Here is a 16,521-nt window from a genome sequence, read left to right on the forward strand (position 1 = left end):
TCCCAGGCCCGGAACCGCTCCGCTTCGGTGAACCCCAGCTTTGCCGCGAGGCGCATCGAACGGACGTTGGCGGTCTGGGTGGCGAGCACCACCGGGCCGGAGCCGAGAACGCCGACGCCTACCGTCTGGCAAGCCCGCGCCAGCTCGCCTCCGGCCAGATCATAGGCATCCGCGACGGCGGAGTCGTGGCCATCGAGCCGCGCAAGCCCGGCACGGCGGTCCTCCTCGGCCAGGCCGGCGCCTGGTTCCCCGCCGCTGACGGCAAGCGGCTCTGGGCCGTCACCGAAGAGCCGGCCGAGACCGCCTGCAACGGACCGGACCTGCCGCAATGGGTCTCGACCCCCTACACCGTGACTCTGTACGAGACGTCCGGCCGCCCCTCCCGCACCACCTCGAAAGCGGCCTGCGGCCTGCGACCGGTCGCCGACACCTCCCGGGGCCTGCTCGCCCTGCGGACCACCGGCGACACGGGAGGAGGCGGCACCGGCGTACGAGCGGTGACCGACCTCGTGCTCCTCGACGCCCAGGCGACCGCCGTCACCGAAACCGTCGCCACCAACGCCAGCATGGTCGCCGCTGCCGGCGACCGCGTGATCTGGCGTGACGACACCTGCGACAAAGGCACCTGCACCCACGTCTACAACCTCGACAAACGCAAGAACGTCGCCGCTCCCTCCTGCAAGAGCGGCGACACCGTGGGCACGGGCACCCTCGACCCCAGCGGCCACTGGTATCTCAGTGCTCTGCGCACCAGCCGCCTGGCGATCCTCGACCTGAACGACAACACCTGCCGAGAACTCGACACACCTCCCGCGACCAGCTTGAGCGACCTCGATCAAACCTTCGGCACCGCCTGGGCGGGCTCCCATGTGCTGCTGCTCGACCAACGCTCCGGGGCGCTTACCTCTGACCGCTCCCGGTCGTCAACCAGGCCCAGATCTGGAGCGCCTCCACCAAGTGAGAACGGCGGTGCTCTAAAAACCCCTCCCGCAGCCCGTCGCAGACACATCGGATTGGACGATGGGGGGCAGCCCGGGGAGGACGTTCAGTACTCGCCTTCCATGCCTTTCTCCAGCTTCGCGACCTCGGGCCCACTGTCCTTTGCGGGCACCGTCCACTGGAAGGTCGCGGCGGTGCCGTCGGTGTAGACGAGGGTGCCGGCGCGCTGCGCCTCACTGATGTCGAAGGCGATGGTCCGCCACTTCCACGCGCCGGCGGGGATGGTGCCGCCTCCGGTGAAACCTTGCGGGGTGATGCTGCTGGCTTCTCCGTCGCCTTCGCTGAGGGCCTGCCCGTCGGGGGCGATCCACTGCCAGCCGCCGCCCTCAATCGGCGCCGATTCCGCAGCTCCCGCGCCAGGCGCACGGTCTTTCACCGTGATGATCGCGTACAGGCCGTTGACCGCGGTCATCCCCATCGCCTCCTTCTGGTAGACGATGGTCGTCGGCGTCACCTCGAGTTGCTCGCCTCCCGCAGTGCCGTCCGCTGGGGTCTGCGCTCCCGTTGTCTGGGCCGGCTTCCCCCAGGCGAGCGTCTCCGTGCCGCCGGTCCCGTCGTCACCTGTACCGGTTCCGTCGCCACCTGTACCGGCGCTCTCGGAGCAGTTCGCCATCCAGTCGGCTTGGCTGAGCGTCTGGCTGGTGCAATCGACGCCCTCGTCCGCGGACGGCGCAGCTGACTTCGACGAGTCGGCGCTGCTGTCGCCGCAGCCGGTGAGTACGGCAGGAGTAAGGCGGCTGTGGCGGTAGTGGCGCGGATACGCACGGGTCCCCCAAGGGTTGCACTTGACCACACGGTACCCACCTGCGTGCAGTGTGTGAGCACGCGTCACCGAGCCGTGACAGAACAACGTCCCGCCCCGGCTCAACAGCCACCGACACCGACACCCTCACCGTCGTCGGCACCTGCCCCCCCACAGACGATCAGCTTCGATGCCAGCCTCCCCACCGTCCTGCACACCCTCAACCGGCTCTGTGCTGGCCCCGGCACCCGTCCGCGAAGGCACCACCGCATCGACGCTCTGACCACCTACGTCGCCGACACCGTCACCCGGCACTACACCCGCCACCCCGGCATCGAGATCCCTGTGCCAGAACCGCGCTTCGCCGACCGGGTCACATGGCTCCTGACCGCTACCTTGCCGTGGAAGAGGCGAACCAGACCATCCCGGCCCTCCGAGCCAGGCCTGCCTGCCCGCCGAACACCCCACTCGAGCTACGGTCAGTCGCTGACGACGACCAGGAGCTGCCCCTCGACGACCTGATGACTGGGTGCGGCCGTCGCCGTGTGCCGAGCAGGCCCATGCAACCGGTATGCGGAGCCGAGGGTGCAGGTCATTCCGTAGGGCGGCCGCGACAACAGGATCGGTAGCCGCGCAGAGGTGACCATCTCGGAGCGATTATCCGCACTATGCGGCGTTCAGCGCGTGTGGGGGAGCGGAGAATGCGGGTACGGAGAGGGGCTGGAGTCCGGTGAACGGGGGCGCGATGGAGATTGCGGCATTGGTAGTGTCGGTGTTGGCGCTCGGGGTGTCCGGTGCGGTGTCAGTGCGGCAGGTGCGGCTGACCGAGCACGCCAACACGCTTCCGGTGGTTGTCGATCTGTTCCGTGAGCACCGCAGTGTGCGTCTTGCGCGGGCGCGGACTTTCGTACACGAGCAACTGCCCGCGTGTGACCTCTCCCTCGGACTTGCCGGGTTGACCGAGGAAGGTCGGGACCTGGTGCGTGACCTGGCCTGGTACTACGACAACCTGGGCGCCCTCGTTGCCCATGGTGTGGTCGACATCGAACCCGTCTCCGGCTACCTGGGCGGTTCCGTGATCTCGGTGTGGGAACACATGGAGCCGCTGGTCGCCGTCGAGCGGGCGCGACGTGCGCAGAGTGCTTTGCCGGACCCGAATCGTTGGCAGGAGTACTTCGAAAACCTGTATCACCTCGTCCGTGAGACGCCCGCGGCACAGGTACGAGCACGGACACAGCTTTGGCGCCTGCCTACCGCCTGACACTTTTGCACCCGAGCGCGGCGCGCCTCGTGCCATAGAGATCCATAAGGCCGCTGACAGCCAGCCCGGCACAAGGCTGAGGCGATGCCGTCTTGATGTTGATCAGCGGGACGGCGGAGGCGGCCCTGCGGGCCGTGCGGCCTGGCGCTCGGCCGGGCCGCTCCTGCCTCCGTCCCGCTCCCTGACCGTCCGCCGGGCCGCGTTACGAGGCGTTGCCGAAGAGAGCCCCCAGGAGCGCCTCCGCACCGAACCGAGCAGCCCCAATTGCGGCACCCACGATGGCGGCCCCCGCGCCCTTCTTCAAAGCTCGCGGCGGGTGTCCGTCCGCGGGGCCTGCGGCTGGGCCTGCTCGTCGCGCTGGTCGTTGCTCATGTACTCCTCCAGCGGCTGACTCGAAAAAAGTCCGTCTGTCTCCGACAGGCCGGCCGACGGTCGGCACGGTGGGGGAGCAACGGCCGAGTCGCACAACGCCGGGCACGACGAAGCCCCCTACCAAGGCGGCGGGAGGCGGATGCGCAGCGGGACAGTTGGGCGAAGGGCATTCAATAGCTGCCAGCGCTGAATGCAGTGGGGGAATCGTGGGCAGTTGTTACCGGCTGTCGACCGAGACGAAGGCCGCCTTCAAGACCACGGAGTTCTTCGCTTACGTCGGCGCGGTCGTCGCGGTGCTGATCGCCTCCATGGTCGTGGGAGACGACGACGGTCACGCCGACTACTTCCGGGCCGACCAGGCATGGCTGTACATCGTGATCCTCACTGTCGGTTACATGACCAGCCGGGGCCTTGCCAAGTCCGGCAGCCCGCGACCCCTACGACGAATCCCGCTGAGCGTCCCTCTTCCGCGTAGTCCGCAAGGGCAAAACGACAGGTCGCGGCGCCCTGCGCGGTAGGCACGCCCCGCCGTCGTGTCCGTGGAGGGCCGGAGCGGATCTACATCGTGCGCCGGCGCAGAGCTGGATGCCTGATGGGCCTCACAGGCGGCCGTCCCGGCTGCTGATCCTGGCGGGGGCGTTACGTCTCTCGGTGGTGCCGGTCGACGTGGTCGTTGATGTTCTCCCTGGCGCCCCGGTAGCCGCAGCCGAACGGGCAGTCCCTCCAGACCTCTTCGTCCACGGCGGCCTTCGTCACGGACTTCTCCGGTTGCGGCCCGTAGCCGTGGGCGTGGAGCATCTGGGCGATAAAGGCGTTGTGGTGAACGGCGAGGAACGCGGCTTCGGCGGTCTTGTCGTGGCCGGTGACGAAGAAGCGGCCGTAACCGATCTCGCGGCCGCAGCCGCAGCCGCAGTAGCAGCGGCCGGCGGGCTGGGCGGTATCTGTCATGCCGTCAGTATTTCCGCCAGGAGCGCGTCGGCCGGTACGGCTCGTCCAGCCGCTTGAGCACAGCCCTTCCAGCCCGGCCGCCGTCCACTCCAGCCGGCCCCCCGCCACGGCCGGGTCGGCTGTCGACGGGCACAACGTCAGCGGCGCCTTCCAGGCCGTGCTGCTCGCTGTCTGGGCGAGAGTGCCGGTGCGGCCGGCGTGACTTTCGGTGCCGCCGCCGCGCTGCTAACAGCGGCGGCACCAGGGCTTACCCCCGAAGGCGACAGAAGGGTCGGAGAGCCCGCATCCGCAGTGCAGGCATGCGCCAGCGGGACACGGCCGAATGATAAAAGGGTCCGGATGAGCGCCGTTGGCTGCCCGTGTGACACGGACGCGCCAGGAGCTCCGACCGCATCGAAGACCGCGCCGCCCCCTCTGGCGGTACCCGGGGGTGATCTCAGTTATCACCCCCGAGGCCGGGCTGCTCCCCTGGACGGACCCATCGGCGCTGAACAAGATCGCCAGAAAGAACATGACAGAGGAAAAGTGTGTGCGGCTCAGGAAGCCAGGGCGTCGTGGAGGGTGGGGTGGCATTGGAGGATGTCGTGGACGCCGACGAGTTGCAGGAGCCGCAGGACGGGGTCGGTGGGTGCGGCCAGGCGGAGCCAGCCGCCGGTTTCGGTCACGGCCCGGTGGGCGGTGATGAGGATGTTGGTGCCGGTGGAGTCCATGAAGGTGACGTGGCGCATGTCGATCACGATGCGGGGCCGGACGGCGCTGGTGACGTCCAGGGCGCGGCGAAGCTGGTCGCCGGTGTGGTGGTCGATCTCCCCGGCCAGGGTCAGCACACGGATGCCGTCCGTGGCGGTGGCCACGACCGACAGTCCGCCGGCCTGCTCGGCGAGCCGGTCGGCAAACGCATCACCGTTCGCATCGCCTTGCTCGACGACCCCGGCGGGGCCATCGCAGGACGAAGCGCCCTGTAGCCGTCATCCTCATCCGGCGGCGCTCGGCCGAGAAGCGCGAGGCCCAGGGACTCAGTCCAAGATGCCGAGAGCCGTGTCCGGCCGGCAGTGCACGCACGCAGGAACCTGCTGGCCCAGAGCCTCGATGGCCTGCTGCCGGGTGACCGGACGGCACCGGCCGCTGCCCAGCACTCACCGGTGTGCTGTGCACGGCGTCGACGCGTTCGTGCGGTTGAGCCCGTGCTGGAGCAGCCACTCAGGCGGAGGCGGCCGCATCTCCCGGCCGCGGCGCCGTTCTGCCTCGCGTCGCTCCTCCACCGCGATCCAGCCGTCGATCTGGGCGAGGGCCGCCGTCGCCTGCTGGACCACCACGCGCCGAGCGAAGTGGAACGGCTGAAGCCGCGACGGTTCATCGTTCCTAGCGAGTCGCGCCGCGAACGCCAGCTGATCGATGGTGAGCGTCGTTCTGACACCGAACCCAGCACCACCTGAAAACCGGCCACGACCAAGCCAAACACGCGCCGCCCGCTATCACGCACCAAGTCGTTAGACCACAGGAGTCTGCTGGTACAGCGCGAGCCGCCAAGCGCCCTCCCGACGGATGTACGTGCTGGACATGACAGCAGTGAAGTCAGGATTCACCGATTCCCGGTATGCGCGACCGGTATACACAAAGATTGCCTGCTCCTCTCCTAGAGGAATTAGACGCTCGTCGGAGATGTCATAGCTCCGCCACGGAGGCGCATGGTTCAAGGAGTCGATGACGTCTTGGCGGGTGAACACCTGTCCTCGGGCCAGCAGCATTAAGCCGTCACTCGTCATGACCCGGCCGTAAAAGTCCGCTCCTGTGCTGTTGCAAAGAGACCTCCACCCCTGATGTTCGAGATCCTTGAGTTCATCGAGCAGCATGTTCAGCTCCCTTCATCAATCCGGATATGACAATTGCTGGCAACGTATCCCCAATGCAATCACAGACAGGTCACACCTGATCGTGAATCTGCGGCATGTCCGTAGCGGAAACGCACGCCTCAAGCATCACGGTCGAAGCGTCGCCAAGGCTTCAGACCCAGGGGAAGTTCTCCGTCATGGTCGAGCCATGAGGAGCGGTGGGTGAGCCTTGGGTGGACCCGGTCCCATGCCTGAGTCTCGGCCTTGCCGTAGTTGGTAGTTGCGGTGACCGTGGTGATCGCAGGCTCGGGCCAGGTCTCCGGCTTGGTGAAGCGGAATTCCGGCCATGCTTAGGCGGCCGGCCGCCCTTCGGGTCGTAGACACGAGGCGGCTTCGGCAGTCGCATGACGCGGTCGGAGCGGACCCGGCCGACCAGCTCGACCGGTAGATCGCGCAAGACCCAGGCCAGGCGGGTGACGTCGTAGCCAGCATCGCAGACGATCACGATGTCCGGGTCCCCGGCCCGCCACTGGCCCGCGGCGATGAGCCGTTCAACGACTCCCCGCAGCTGCGCGGCGGTGACCGCGGTGGCGTCGTCCACCGGTCCGAGCCGGACGGCGTCCGGGATCGCGGTCCAAGAGGTGGCGCCCGGCTCCAGGACGGCGACGAAGGAGGGCCAGCCCGGGATGAACTGCGACGCCGTCTTCGCACGGCCATAGACATGGCAGAACAGCCGCTCGGCCGAGCACGGGGCGTCCGAACGAAGCCATGGCGACACGTCGACGGCCAGGACCAGGCGCCCGCCGTCGAAACGCGGCAGCGACAGCCTGGCCAGCACCGTCCGCACATGGTCGACATCGATCCGGCCGTGGTCCAGGCCTCCGTACATCGCTCCGTGCCCACGACGATGCTCGGGCAACAGCGTCAAGTCCACCGGGGACTTCACCGCGCCGTCCGCACACAGCACCGCATCGGTCAGCTCGAACAATTCGTCGCGCCGAGCGGTCAGACACTCGTAGAACTCGCCTCGGAAGCGTTCCGCTTCCGCGAACGCTTCCCTCCGGACATCAACTGGCAGCAGACTCACCCTCACGGCCTTCGTCGTGGTCACGTGCACCTTGGTCGGAGCACAGGATCAGACGAAGGCCGCCCCCACGTCCGGCGAATCCCCAGGTGAGCGACTCAGTACGAGACACCGTTCGAGGCCGGAAGGAAAAGAACTTCCCAATGACGATGTCAAGCCGCTGTCGTGACGGTTGGTGGGGCATCGTAATACTCTCCGTCGCGGAGCATGGTCCACAAGACGTTGGCTCGTCGCCGGGCCAGAGCGAGCACGGCCTGCTTATGTCCCTTCCCCTCGTTGCGCTTGCGCCCGTAGTAGGACTGGGAGGCGGTGCAGGTTCTGAGGCTGGCCATTGCGGAGAGGTAGAAGGCTCGGAGCAGGCCGCGGTGGTAGCGGCGCGGTCTGCGCATGTCCTCACTGACGCGGCCTGAGTCGCGTGGCACGGGAGAGAGGCCGGCGAAGGAGGCCAGGCGGTCGGCCGTGCCGAACGCTTCCAGGTCGCCGCCGGTTGCGGCGATGAACTCGGCGCCAAGGAGAGTGCCCATGCCAGGCAGACTGCGGATCACGGCGGCGTGGCGGTGCTCATTGAACCTGGCCTCGATGAGCGCGTCGAGTTCGGAGATCTCGTCGTCGAGTGCCAGCACTCCCTTGGCGATGCGGGCGACCATGGCGGCCGCGAGTGTCTCTCCAGGCAGGGCTGTGTGCTGGGCCCTGGCCGCCTCGACGGCTGTCTCGGCGAGCGCGGCCGCGTTCTTCACCTTGCGGTTCTTCAACCAGGTTCCGAGCCGTCTGGTCCCGCTGCGACGGATCGCGGCCGGCGCCTGGTAGCCGGTCAGGAGGACGACCGGGCCCTTCTTGCTCAGGTTCAGCGCACGCTCCAACGCGGGGAAGAACTCGAGCAGTTGAGCCCGCAGCCAGTTGGTCTGACGGGTCCGGTCGTTGACCAGGTCGAGACGGCGGGCGGTCAGGGTCCGGAGGTCGACGGCTATCTCGTCGCCGGATCGCAGAAGGCCGAGATCCTTGCGCATGCGTGCCTGATCGGCGATGACGAACGCGTCCTTCTCGTCCGTCTTGCCCTGACCGCGGTAGGCGGCCGAAGCCTGGTGCACGGCGAGGCCGGTGATGTAGACCATCGGCTGTTCGTGGCTGAGCAGGAGGCCGATGAGCAGGGCGGCGCCGCCGTGGTTGATGTCCACCGCCCACAAAGTGTCCTGGGAGAGCGCGAGGACGTCCGCGATCAGCGTCAGCAGGGCCGCCTCGTCGTTGCAGACTCGACGTGAAAGGAGGCGTTCGCCCCGCTCGTCGACCACCACGCAGTGGTGGTGTTCCTTGCCAACACTCCGGCCCAGATCTGGGGCACGGTCACCTCCGCCAGCTCGTCGTCACATATCGATCCCGTAGACGACCTCGCCGACGTTGTCCTACACAGCGATCGAGTCGCGTATCCCAATTAGCGGTCGGGTCGTCGCGGGGCTCCGGGCGGCCAAGTTCTTTGAGCCATCCAACGGCGACAAGCTCACAGCCATACCCAGAACCCCTGGGCCCGCTGATCTTACGAATGACCAGCTCAGACCCACGCCTGGAAGATTGGACAAGCTGAGTACGGCCCCGCACTATCGCGCTGTGGGGCGTTCAGCCCTGTGAGGGGGTGTCCGCGTCACCCTCGCTGCAGCGGAGTTGCTGAGCGGACCAGGCACTGGCGTCCTGGCTGTAGCGGATGAGGAACTGGGCGAACTGGGTGCGTTCGGCGGGCTCCCACGCCGCCGTGATGTGTTCGAAGGTCTCGCGCTGTTCGGAGGCGAAGCGCCGTCGCTCAGTTTCGCCGGTGTCCGTAAGCTCGAGGACGGTGCGCCGGCCGTCCGCCTGCGATGCGGCTCGCCGCAGCAGCCCGTCGGCAATGCAGGCGGCAATGGTCCGGCTGGCGACGGGCTGGGTTACTCCCATCTCGGCTGCGACGCCGCCGACCGTCATCTCTCCGGGCGCGTCCGCGACCACGTTCAGGACGAGGTTGCGGGTCAGATCCCCCCGCCGCCCCGAGGCGCGCCGCCGCAGTCGTGACAGGGCCGGTCCGACCTGATCGAAGAGGGACTTGCCGGTTCCCGGGGGCGTTGGCGAGCTGTTCATGCCAGCCATCCTAAGGATTTCCGTCGAGACACATATTCATGCCTTGTCGCATGTCCATAGCTTTAGCTATATATTGACGGTACTCCAGGAACGAGGTAAGCCATGTCCGTAACCGCTATCACCGGTGCCCAAGTCTTCGACGGCGAGAAGACACTGGGCGTGACCACCGTGCTTGTCGACGGCGGGCGGATCGCCCGCATCGGCGGCGACGTCCCCGACGAGGCCGACACCGTCGACGGCAGTGGCGCCACGCTGCTGCCGGGCCTGATCGACGCCCACGTCCACACCAGCAAGGACGCTCTGGCTCTGGCGCTGCGGTTCGGTGTGACGACCGAGCTGGAGATGCAGGGCACCAATACGCGGGACAACCGGGCCCACATCAGCGAGGACGACACCGTCGCCGACGTGCGCTCCTCCGGTTTCGGCATCACCCCGCCGGGCGGCCACCCCAGCGAGCTCTTTCCCGAAGGCTTCCGTCCCGGCCCGCCCCCCGGAGCCAGGCCCGCGGGCGAGCCGCCGCTGATGCCGTTTTCCACCACCCCCGAAGAAGCCGTCGCGTTCATCCCACAGCTGGTCGAACGGGGCTCGGACTACATCAAGTTCATGGTCGACGACGGCAGCATCGAAGGGCACCCCGGCCTTCCCATGCTCGACCAGGCCACCTTGAACGCGGGCGTGACCGAGGCCAAGAAGCACGGCATGCTCACCGTCGCCCACACCCTGACCGTGGATGCCACCCGCATGGCCATCGAGGCGGGCATCGACGGCCTGGCTCACTTGTTCATGGACCAGCCTCACACCGACGAAATCATCGACCTGGTGAAGAACTCCGGGGTGTTCGTCGTCCCTTGTGTCGTCCTGAACGCCTCAATGATGGGCATCACCGGCAGTGACCTTGCCGACGACCCGCGCGTCGCCTTCCGCCTGGATGCGGACTGGGACAACGCCCTGCGCTCCAGCTTCGGCCACTATCCCCAGGGCAGGATCGAGGATGTCCTGGCCACCGTCAAGACGCTCAGGGATGCTGGAGTGGACCTGCTGGCCGGTACCGACGTTTCTCTTCCCCTGCCCTTCCTGGGCGGCCTCGCCCACGGCGCCAGCGTCCACCACGAACTGCAGTACCTGACCCTGGCCGGCCTCACCCCTGTCCAGGCCCTGCGCGCGGCCACCGCCACCACCGCCCGCCGCTTCGGCCTCGATGACCGCGGCCGCATCGCCGAGGGCCTGCGCGCCGACCTCCTCCTCGTCGACGGCGACCCCACCACCACCATCTCCGACACCCTCAACACCCGCGGCGTCTGGCGCCGCGGCAGCCGCCTCGCGGCCTGACCGCGCCGCCTGCCACCAAGGTCTCGCACTCCACCAGAGGCCGCTGACCCGACGGTCGGCGGCCTCCCGCGCAGCCACGCTCCCCGCCTGAGTCCAGATGGCTGGTCGCATTCCGCACCACAGCAGAGGTCTTCGCTGTCTCGGTCCTGGCCCGCGCCGCGGCCTGCGGGCGCTCACGGAACGACTGACCTGCCAGTGATCTCGCAGGGTGGCGGTGGCCCCGTGACCGTCTTCATGGCTCCGCAAGGGGGCCTCCCGGCATTCGGGTGCTCACCGCGTGATCGGGGTGGCATCGTCGCCAGCGCGGAGCGCCGGATCGGTGCGCAACGTGGGTCTGCGGGTCCACGGTCACACCGGCGCAGATGTCGAACCGCAGCGCATCGAGGCGGGGCGCGCCGCTCACGCGAATAATCCTGGTGGAAAGCGGGCGCCCTCCTCCCGGCTGGCCGGGGGAGGGCGCGGTGCTGTTCGGCGGGGTGTCAGCCGTGACCTTGCCGTGGAAGAGGCGAACCAGACCGCGGCCCTCCGAGCCAGGCCTGCCTGCCCGCCGAACACCCCACTCGAGCTACGGCCGGTCGCTGACGACGACCAGGAGCTGCCCATCGACGACCTGACGCGCGGATCGAGTGCCGCGGCCGCCGCCGCTTCGCCTGGCTGTACCGCAACTGCACCGGTGCGCACCCACCCGCACGGTGGTGCGGTCACCGGTGCAGAGCCACCACGGTCTCCCAGCGCACGGGCCCGCTCCACTTGCTCATCGCGCAGCGCCTGCAGAGCCCGGACGACGTCCGTCGGTGCGTCGGCGAGGACCTGGCCGACGAAGTGCGCGATGGTGCGGGCGATCCCCGGCGCGGCAGCCGCGGGGGCGTACGTGGCCCACTCCCTGATCGCCATCAGGGAGATGACGCCGACCTTGTCCAGGACGAAGGAGTCGGCGCAGGGGGCGGTGTCGTCGGACAACGCGGTCAAGGGGCTGGTACACGCAGGACGCCCTCACTTCGGCGGTACTGCGGGACGTCGGTCCTGCCTGGAGCAACCGCAATCCGGTGGAGGTCGCCCACCACGTTCGCTCGGTCTGTTCTTGGCTCACATCAGGGCCTCGCCCTGGGACCGCCGTGCAGCAGACCAACTGTCACCCCTTCCGGAGCGGTCGCTGGACGTGGATGCGCAACGGGGCATCAGCGCGTTCCACCGCCTCCGGCGGGATCTCGCACTGGCCGTCGATCCGGCCCTGTATCCCGACCTTGAGGATTTTACCGACTCCGAGCTCAGCTCTTCCTGGCCCTCGCGTTCGGCTTGACGGACGATTCTCCTGGTGCGGTGGCGCGCATGGCGGCGCTGGTCGAGGATGCGGGGCACGCGCACGGCATCCCCCACCCGCTGCAGATGACCCTCGCGGTGGCCGACGGCGAACGCCTCTGGCCCTTCCGTTACTCCAGCGAGGGCCGTTCACGGTCGTTGTACTTCAGTACCAGGGTGGACACCCTGCATGCGCTCCACTCGGACGCCGCGTTCCTGCGGGACATCTCCGACGAGACCCGCCTCGTCGTGTCCGAACCGCTGGGCCCTCTCCCCGGCGCGTGGAACGAGGTGCCGGAGAACGGTTACGGCATCGTCCAGCTCGGGCCATGACGCGCTCCCGCCTTTCGGCCCGACCCGCACGAAGACTCCGCCAGGAGCTGACCAGCGCGTGCACAAGGCCGGCGAACAGGCCGACGGCTCGGGTGCGGCGCGCGCCGGGGCAGGAGGGCTGGGATGCTGGGTGAGGGAGTGCCGCTGAGACGTGACTCCGACGGACAGGGGTGATGAGCGCCGTGGCCGAGACCTACGAGGACGCTCAGGGACCAACCATTCCGATCGTTCCGGCCGTTCCTTGCGCCACGCCCCAGGGAGACCCGTTCTTGCGCACCAGATTCGCCCTCCCCGTGAGGCCCGCCACATTCCTGCGGCGGCAACGGCTCGTCGATCACCTTGACCAGGCTCTGCGGACACCGTTGACGCTGCTCAACGGCGCGGCAGGGGACGGCAAGACGCTGCTGGCCGCCGACTGGGCCGCCGGCCTGGGGCAGCCGGTCGTCTGGCTCACCGTTGAGGCGGGGGACCGGCGCCCTGGGGTTTTCTGGGCGTACATCATCCAGGCCCTGCACGCATGCGGTGCGCTGGCGCCCGGCAAGGTCGGGTTCCCGGCGGACGCGTCCCGGGTGGATGACCGGCTCCTGGCGGCACTCGCGGCCGAGCTGAACGATCTTGAGCGGCCTGTTGTCGTCGTGCTCGACGAGTACGACCGCGTGACCGCTCCGGAAGTCGCGGAGCAGCTCGGGTTCGTCCTGCACCACGCCGGGCGGGGGCTGCACCTGGTCCTCGTCACCCGCACCGAACCGCTGCTTCCGCTGCACCGTTACCGGGCGGCCGACGAGCTGACGGAGATCCGTGCCGCCGAGCTGGCCTTCACCCTGGAGGAGGCCGTCGCGCTGCTGGAGCTGCACGGCCTGAGCCTTCAGGTCCCCGCCGCACATGCACTGGTGGACCGTACCCGGGGCTGGGCCGCCGGCTTGCGCCTGTCCGCCCTGGCCGCTCGGGAGAGCGGCGACCCGGAGCTCTACTTGAAGGAGTTCGAGGCGGACCGGAGTACGATCGCGGACTTCTTGCTGACCGAGGTCCTCAAGGGACAGACGGAGGAGACCCAGGACCTGCTGCTGCGTGTCAGCGTCCTGGAGCGGTTCTGTCCTGATCTGGCGAACGAGCTGACCGGCCGGACCGATGCCGAGCCCATTCTCATCAAGCTGCACCGCGCGAACGCGTTCGTCGAGCACCTCGGGCGATCCTGGTACCGGCTCCACCCGCTGTTCGGGGAGATACTCCGGGCGCATCAGCGCGTGCGCCTGCCCGGACTGGAGCCGGAACTCCACCGGCGGGCCGCGCGGTGGCTGCGCCGGCACGGATTCCTGCCGGAGACACTCGCCCACGGCGCCGCCGCGGGCGAGTGGGATTTCGCCGCCGGAGCCCTCATCGACGACCTGGCGATCGGCCAGCTTTTCACCGGCCTGCGTTCAGGCGATCTGGCCCAGTTGTTCTCCCATATGGGGCCCGAGGCGAGGAGCCCCGCCACGGACCTTGTGCGTGCGGCCCGCGACCTGGCCCAGTGCGACCTCGGCCGTGGTCTGGCGCGCCTGCGCCACGCCGAGGAGGGGCTGGCTCTCGAGGCGTCCGGACCGGCGTCCGACGTGGCCCCCGACCGAGCCGCCGCACAGCTGAGCTGTGCACTGCTGGAGGCGCTGGCCGCCCGGCTGACCGGGTGTCCCCCGCAAGCCGAGGAAGCCGCCCGGACGGCCGATGAGCTGCGTCGGGAAGTCCCGGCGCACCTTCTGGAGGAGCATCCCGAAATTCCCGCCCTGCTGCTGACCCATCTGGGATCGGCCCGCCTGTGGACGGGGCGTTTCGAGGAGGCCCGCGTTGCCCTGACCGCCGTGGCCGGCACTCCCGGCGGAATCTCCACCGTGCTGCCCCGGGAGGAGTCGATGGGACACCTCGCGCTGCTCGACTATCTGAACGGCTGGCCCGGCCGGGCGGAGCGCAGGGCCCTTGCGGCGGTGGCCGAGGCGGAGCGGGTCGGCCTTCCCCAGCCGTCCGGCTCCGGCATCGGACGGCTGGTCCTGGCCGCCGTGGCCGTCGACCGCCATGAGCCGAGCCGGGCCCAAGCCCTCCTCGACGAGGCGGCTGTCCCCTCGAGAGCGCGTGATCCGGTGATGGCGGCGGGACGAGCCCTCGTCACCGCCCGCCTCCTGCTGGTCAGGGGCGATGTACGAGCCGCCGTCGCGGCGGCGGACCCGGCCGTCGCCACCACCGTGGCCTCACCCTGGGCGACAGCCCATGAAGCGCTCGTCGTCTCCGCCGCGCACCTGGCCGAAGGACGGCCCGACGAAGCCAGCGAGATACTCCAGAGCGTGTCCGGCGACCAACCCACGTGTGCCGTGGAGGCTGCGGCGATCCAGGTCGCCGCAGGCCGCACCGGGGCGGCCATCGACCTGCTCGACAGCATCCGCGCCGAGGGCCGGGCCGGGCCGGGGGTGACCGTAAGGGCAGCGCTGGTGAGGGCTCACACCGCGCACAAGGCAGGAGACACCGCCGCCGCCCGCAGGCTCGTGGCGCATGCGCTCCTAGACGCCAGGCGGGAACGGCTGCGACGTCCGTTCCTCGACACGGGAGCGTGGATCCGGCCTCTCCTGGCCATGACTCCGCTCGACGAACTGGCAGCGGGCTGGCTCAGGCCCGGCCCACCGCGACACGGTGAACAGCCCCGGACGGGGCCGCCACCCCCGCCGCTCGTCACCGTGGAACTGAGCCAACGTGAGCGCGACGTCCTGCGACGGGTGGCCCGGATGATGTCGACGGAAGAGGTCGCCGCTGACCTCTACGTGTCCGTGAACACGGTGAAGACGCACCTCAAGAGCGTCTACCGAAAGCTGGCGGTGAACCGCCGAGGCGACGCGGTGCGCCGCGCACGCGACCTCCGGCTGCTGTGAACGCACGTCGGTGAGAGCGTCCGCCGCCTGCGCCCCCACCGGCGGGACATACAGGGGAGATGCCCTTCCCCCTCAGCAGCTCGGGCTGGTCGTACCGGCGCGGGGTCAGTGGCTGCCGGTGTTCGCCTTCGCCCACACACGACCTGATATCCCCAAGGTCGCCGTCAACTGCTGGAGGACGGTCAAAGGCGCCGGTGGCCGCGCCGGTACCAGAGCGCGCCGACGCCGGCGGACGCCGTGGCCAGGGTGATGCCGAGGACCGGCCAGCGGCTCTCGGCGATGCGCAGGCCGGTCAGGAAAGTCACGGCGGTCAGGACGAGCGGTACGAGGAGGGAGATGAGCGCACGGAGTACGGCCGCCATTACCTCCGGTTCGAGGCGGGAGGTCCGGCGGCGCGGGGCGGGTGCGGTGTCGGCGAAGTAGTAGGCGAGGACACGGTCCGCCAGTTGGGCGTCGGCACGCCGGTAGACCACCGCCATGTACGGGAGCCAGACGAGGGGCGCGACCAGTCCGACCAGGAAGACCACGCCGAGGAGCAGCCACCGCCAAGCCTGGACGGCAACCCGGCGTACACGCCGGCCCGCGTCCTGGCTCACGTCGGCCGGCGCGAGAATGCCGAGGAGGTGGGCCATGCGCAGGGTGACGTTCCACAGGGCCGCCCATCGCTTCCAGCGACCGGGCGCGCCGGCGGCGCGCCCGGTGCGGGTCAGCGCGTCCTGGGCCTGTCGGGTGTCCTCGTACACGCCCTGGAGGACGAGGAGTTCGCCGGCGCGGGCCCTCGCCGTGGGGTCGCGGCCGTCGAGAGCGGCCAGCTCCAGGACCGTACGTGCCTGGCGGAGCAGCGCCGCGCAGAACGCGAGGGGAATGAGCACGAGGAACGGGCCGCCCACGATGGATCCCTCCGATACGACGGCCCGTCGGCCCTGAGCGACCACCCGGGCCCGGAGCTCCGCCTCGGTGGCGTCGGGGTGCCTCCGCCGAAGCGAGACGATCGCTTCGGGCACGGCCGGCCCGAAGCGGCGGACGGCGAAGTCGGCGAGACGTTCGGGAAGGTGCCCGGGATCGGTGACGACCGACGCCAGCAGCGAGCGTTCAGGGGAGGGCACCCTGCGGGAGCCCGCAGTTCTCGGATACGCCCGGTGCGACACATGTCGTGTTTACCACGAAATACCTTGATCACCGCCTGGCTCACCACCGAAGTCGGCGCCCGCCTTCCCCACCGGCACACACCACCGCGGCGCGGCCCTTCCCCCGTGGCGGGTGAGGCACGGGGCCCGTCCTTGGGATGCGATGGGAGGAGCAGCGAGGCGTGTGCCGTCCTGCCCCGC

Annotated in this window: 14 protein-coding genes and 3 pseudogenes; 7 read left to right on the plus strand and 10 right to left on the minus strand. The window is 69.2% G+C overall.

From position 1 onward, the window contains the following. A pseudogene (locus ACZ5Y0_RS35485) lies at nucleotides 1–113 on the minus strand (GNAT family N-acetyltransferase); the annotation flags it as partial. A 237-nt stretch (nucleotides 114–350) separates the two neighbouring features. Here ACZ5Y0_RS35485 and ACZ5Y0_RS35490 point away from each other — a divergent pair. Then, on the plus strand, nucleotides 351–1,148 hold the full coding sequence (locus ACZ5Y0_RS35490; RefSeq protein WP_469132764.1) for a hypothetical protein: 798 nt from the start codon (nucleotides 351–353) through the stop codon (nucleotides 1,146–1,148). On the opposite strand, the gene ACZ5Y0_RS35495 is transcribed toward ACZ5Y0_RS35490, so the two are convergent. Then, entirely contained in the window at nucleotides 1,046–1,792 is a 747-nt protein-coding gene (locus tag ACZ5Y0_RS35495; RefSeq protein WP_469132765.1) for a hypothetical protein, read from the minus strand. The genes ACZ5Y0_RS35490 and ACZ5Y0_RS35495 overlap by 103 nt on opposite strands. 694 nt (nucleotides 1,793–2,486) lie before the next feature. On the opposite strand from ACZ5Y0_RS35495, the gene ACZ5Y0_RS35500 reads away from it, so the two are divergent. Both ACZ5Y0_RS35500 and ACZ5Y0_RS35505 read left to right on the plus strand, forming a co-directional pair. Beyond that, nucleotides 2,487–3,002, plus strand: coding sequence for a DUF4760 domain-containing protein (locus tag ACZ5Y0_RS35500; protein WP_469132766.1), 516 nt, complete (start codon nucleotides 2,487–2,489; stop codon nucleotides 3,000–3,002). Between the two features lie 578 nt (nucleotides 3,003–3,580). Beyond that, entirely contained in the window at nucleotides 3,581–3,892 is a 312-nt protein-coding gene (locus ACZ5Y0_RS35505; protein WP_469132767.1) for a hypothetical protein, read from the plus strand. Nucleotides 3,893–4,013: 121 nt separating this feature from the next. On the opposite strand, the gene ACZ5Y0_RS35510 is transcribed toward ACZ5Y0_RS35505, so the two are convergent. From ACZ5Y0_RS35510 to ACZ5Y0_RS35520, 3 genes are all read right to left on the minus strand, one after another. After that, nucleotides 4,014–4,322, minus strand: a complete 309-nt coding sequence (locus tag ACZ5Y0_RS35510; protein ID WP_469132768.1) for a hypothetical protein — start codon at nucleotides 4,320–4,322, stop codon at nucleotides 4,014–4,016. 536 nt (nucleotides 4,323–4,858) lie between these two features. After that, a complete protein-coding gene (locus ACZ5Y0_RS35515) occupies nucleotides 4,859–5,176 on the minus strand; it encodes an STAS domain-containing protein (protein WP_469132769.1) in 318 nt (105 codons plus the stop codon). Between the two features lie 162 nt (nucleotides 5,177–5,338). Further along, nucleotides 5,339–5,458: a DUF6233 domain-containing protein gene (locus ACZ5Y0_RS35520; protein WP_469132770.1), complete on the minus strand. Its 120-nt coding sequence runs from the start codon at nucleotides 5,456–5,458 to the stop codon at nucleotides 5,339–5,341. A 48-nt stretch (nucleotides 5,459–5,506) separates the two neighbouring features. Between ACZ5Y0_RS35520 and ACZ5Y0_RS35525 the strand changes: the two genes are divergently transcribed. Beyond that, nucleotides 5,507–5,758 carry a hypothetical protein gene (locus tag ACZ5Y0_RS35525; protein ID WP_469132771.1) on the plus strand — a complete coding sequence of 84 codons (252 nt, stop codon included), beginning with the start codon at nucleotides 5,507–5,509 and terminating at the stop codon, nucleotides 5,756–5,758. A 54-nt stretch (nucleotides 5,759–5,812) separates the two neighbouring features. Here the strand turns inward: ACZ5Y0_RS35525 and ACZ5Y0_RS35530 are convergent, their stop codons facing one another. From ACZ5Y0_RS35530 to ACZ5Y0_RS35545, 4 genes and pseudogenes are all read right to left on the minus strand, one after another. After that, a complete protein-coding gene (locus ACZ5Y0_RS35530; RefSeq protein ID WP_469132772.1) occupies nucleotides 5,813–6,175 on the minus strand; it encodes a DUF4440 domain-containing protein in 363 nt (120 codons plus the stop codon). Between the two features lie 158 nt (nucleotides 6,176–6,333). Continuing rightward, a pseudogene (locus tag ACZ5Y0_RS35535) lies at nucleotides 6,334–7,241 on the minus strand (transposase); the annotation flags it as partial. Nucleotides 7,242–7,390: 149 nt separating this feature from the next. Continuing rightward, entirely contained in the window at nucleotides 7,391–8,566 is a 1,176-nt protein-coding gene (locus tag ACZ5Y0_RS35540; protein ID WP_469132798.1) for an IS110 family RNA-guided transposase, read from the minus strand. 283 nt (nucleotides 8,567–8,849) lie between these two features. Then, on the minus strand, nucleotides 8,850–9,341 hold the full coding sequence (locus ACZ5Y0_RS35545) for a MarR family winged helix-turn-helix transcriptional regulator (RefSeq protein WP_469132773.1): 492 nt from the start codon (nucleotides 9,339–9,341) through the stop codon (nucleotides 8,850–8,852). Between the two features lie 102 nt (nucleotides 9,342–9,443). Between ACZ5Y0_RS35545 and ACZ5Y0_RS35550 the strand changes: the two genes are divergently transcribed. From ACZ5Y0_RS35550 to ACZ5Y0_RS35560, 3 genes and pseudogenes are all read left to right on the plus strand, one after another. Further along, nucleotides 9,444–10,670 carry an amidohydrolase family protein gene (locus ACZ5Y0_RS35550; RefSeq protein ID WP_469132774.1) on the plus strand — a complete coding sequence of 409 codons (1,227 nt, stop codon included), beginning with the start codon at nucleotides 9,444–9,446 and terminating at the stop codon, nucleotides 10,668–10,670. Nucleotides 10,671–11,641: 971 nt separating this feature from the next. Further along, a pseudogene (locus ACZ5Y0_RS35555) lies at nucleotides 11,642–12,324 on the plus strand (class II glutamine amidotransferase); the annotation flags it as partial. A gap of 151 nt (nucleotides 12,325–12,475) precedes the next feature. Then, entirely contained in the window at nucleotides 12,476–15,193 is a 2,718-nt protein-coding gene (locus ACZ5Y0_RS35560) for a winged helix-turn-helix domain-containing protein (RefSeq protein ID WP_469132775.1), read from the plus strand. Between the two features lie 182 nt (nucleotides 15,194–15,375). Here the strand turns inward: ACZ5Y0_RS35560 and ACZ5Y0_RS35565 are convergent, their stop codons facing one another. Further along, nucleotides 15,376–16,299, minus strand: a complete 924-nt coding sequence (locus ACZ5Y0_RS35565; protein ID WP_469132776.1) for a hypothetical protein — start codon at nucleotides 16,297–16,299, stop codon at nucleotides 15,376–15,378. Nucleotides 16,300–16,521 lie beyond the last annotated feature (222 nt).

Source organism: Streptomyces sp. NPDC033216 (assembly GCF_055577115.1).

What these genes read in the sequence shown, in the direction of transcription:
- ACZ5Y0_RS35560 (WP_469132775.1), top strand. Translation starts at nt 12,476, where the DNA reads ATGAGCGCCGTGGCCGAGACCTACGAGGACGCTCAGGGACCAACCATT.
- ACZ5Y0_RS35530 (WP_469132772.1), bottom strand. Translation starts at nt 6,175, where the DNA reads ATGCTGCTCGATGAACTCAAGGATCTCGAACATCAGGGGTGGAGGTCT.
- ACZ5Y0_RS35550 (WP_469132774.1), top strand. Translation starts at nt 9,444, where the DNA reads ATGTCCGTAACCGCTATCACCGGTGCCCAAGTCTTCGACGGCGAGAAG.
- ACZ5Y0_RS35500 (WP_469132766.1), top strand. Translation starts at nt 2,487, where the DNA reads ATGGAGATTGCGGCATTGGTAGTGTCGGTGTTGGCGCTCGGGGTGTCC.
- ACZ5Y0_RS35510 (WP_469132768.1), bottom strand. Translation starts at nt 4,322, where the DNA reads ATGACAGATACCGCCCAGCCCGCCGGCCGCTGCTACTGCGGCTGCGGC.
- ACZ5Y0_RS35545 (WP_469132773.1), bottom strand. Translation starts at nt 9,341, where the DNA reads ATGAACAGCTCGCCAACGCCCCCGGGAACCGGCAAGTCCCTCTTCGAT.